Source organism: Streptomyces sp. NPDC008317 (genome assembly GCF_042955955.1).
GTDB lineage: Bacteria > Actinomycetota > Actinomycetes > Streptomycetales > Streptomycetaceae > Actinacidiphila.
The window spans coordinates 1-1,329 of record NZ_JBIBFQ010000024.1 but is presented as its reverse complement, the minus strand read 5'-3'; the positions used below and the strand labels follow the sequence as shown (position 1 = coordinate 1,329).

Below are 1,329 nucleotides of genomic sequence, written 5' to 3'. Positions count from 1 at the left end.
TTGTCGCGCGTCAGACTTTGTGGCAGAGCCTGTTTCTTGCGGGCTCTGTCGTGTGAAGGAGTCTGATCGATCATGGTGAGACCGCCGGCGCTTCCGCCGGAGGAGAAGGTCCGGATCGTGCTGTCGATCCTGGCCGGTGAGATGACCGTTGCCGAGGCTGCGCGGCTCCGAGCAGTCGATCGGGACCTGGAAGCGCCAGTTCCTGGAGTCCGGCCGCGCTGGACTGGCCGGTAAGTCCGGTCCCAGTACGCGGGAACAGCAGCTCGAAGCGCAGGTCGCGGATCTGACCCAGGCGTTGGGTGAAGCAGCGGTCGAGCTGCGGGTGTGGAAGAAGTCCGCGGAGGGCCGGCTGGGCCCTTCGAGGACCTCGAGGTGATCCGCGTCGAGGCGGGCATGCCGACCGCGAGGTTCTGCCGGCTGATCGGCGTGCCCGAGCGGGCCTGGCGCCGCCACCAGGCCAGGGCCCGTCAGGGCGTCCAGGCTCGCGGGCCGTGGCCGCGTCCGGCGCGCGAGGGCGTGCGGGAGACAGCTCGCCGGCACGCGCTCGCGCATCCGGCCTGGGGCCATCGCAAGGTCTGGGCGATGTGCCGTCACGACGGCCACCGCGTCTCGCAGGCCACCGTGTTGCGGCTGCTGCGCGACGAGAGCTTGCTGCTGGAGGCCAATTACCAGCGCGAACGCCGGCAGCTCGCCGCCCGTCGCAAAGCCGCCTTCGCGACGGAGCCCACCGGCCCGAACCAGGTCTGGCAGCTGGATTTCTCCGAGTTCGAGACCGCCTCGGGCGGGACCTGGCGGCTCGCCGGCTGCCGGGACTACTGGTCGAAGTACGAGCTGGGCTGGCACGTCTCGCCCACCGCGAACCAGCACGACGCGATAACGGCGATCGAACTCGCCATCCGCGAAGCCGAGGTGCTCGCAGGCAGAACACTGCTGGACCTCGCTCCGCGCGACGCGGACGGGACCGTGCAGCCGCTGGTCACCATCGTCACCGACAACGGCGGCCCGTTCCGCGCGTTCCGGTTCGAGGCCTTTATCACCACCCACCCAGAACTGCGGCACGTCCGCACCCGGGTCCGCACCCCGGGCCAGAACGGCTCACGCGAGCGCGGCTTCGGCTCCCTGAAGTACGAGAAGCTCCTCCTCGAGGAGATCACCGACGCCCTCGACCTCATCCGTCACGCCGAGGACTACCGGCACGATTACAACACCGTCCGCCCCCACGAAGCCCTCGCCTGGAACCGTCCCCACGACGTCCACACCGGCGCCGCCAACCCCCTCATCCCCAACTTTCCAGAACCCGAAAACCTGCCAACTATTTGACGCGGGACA

At 69.2% G+C, this 1,329-nt stretch carries 2 protein-coding genes; both read left to right on the top strand.

The features are described from left to right. The first annotated feature begins 148 nt into the window (after positions 1-148). Positions 149-376, top strand: a complete 228-nt coding sequence (locus ACFY9V_RS35440) for a helix-turn-helix domain-containing protein (RefSeq protein ID WP_391164430.1) — start codon at positions 149-151, stop codon at positions 374-376. Continuing rightward, positions 373-1,320, top strand: coding sequence for an integrase core domain-containing protein (locus ACFY9V_RS35435; protein WP_391164428.1), 948 nt, complete (start codon positions 373-375; stop codon positions 1,318-1,320). The genes ACFY9V_RS35440 and ACFY9V_RS35435 overlap by 4 nt, the downstream gene beginning before the upstream one ends. Positions 1,321-1,329: the final 9 nt, after the last annotated feature.